The sequence below is a fragment of the Kocuria coralli genome, from assembly GCF_008831305.1.
GTDB lineage: Bacteria > Actinomycetota > Actinomycetes > Actinomycetales > Micrococcaceae > Kocuria > Kocuria coralli.
On sequence record NZ_ML708661.1, the window covers coordinates 1 to 378 of the forward strand.

The following is a 378-nucleotide window of genomic DNA, read 5'->3' on the forward strand; positions in this document are numbered from 1 at the left end:
CGAAGATAAACGCACAGAACTTGCAAGCGTAATGACTCATTTAGCGGAAAACTTACGTATTATCGCAGTGCTTTTACAACCATTCTTAACAAGAACTCCGGGCGAAATCTTCTTACAACTAGGTTTACAAGAAGAAAACTTGAAAAAATGGGATAGCATTTATGGATATGGTGAAATTCCAGCAGGCACCACTGTGGTGAAAAAAGGTACGCCAATTTTCCCGAGACTTGATGCAGAAGTGGAAGTTACCTATATTCAAGATGAAATGAAAGGCTCTGCACCAGCGCCTGCCGAAGAAGTGGCGGAAGTTGAAGCACTTGAAACACCGCAAATCGGCATTGAAGACTTCGACAAAATCGATCTTCGTGTTGCAGAAGT

Annotated in this window: 1 protein-coding gene; it reads left to right on the forward strand. The window is 42.3% G+C overall.

From position 1 onward, the window contains the following. Positions 1-378, forward strand: a 378-nt coding sequence (locus FCK90_RS15240) for a hypothetical protein (RefSeq protein ID WP_343029906.1), incomplete at both ends; no start/stop codon positions are given.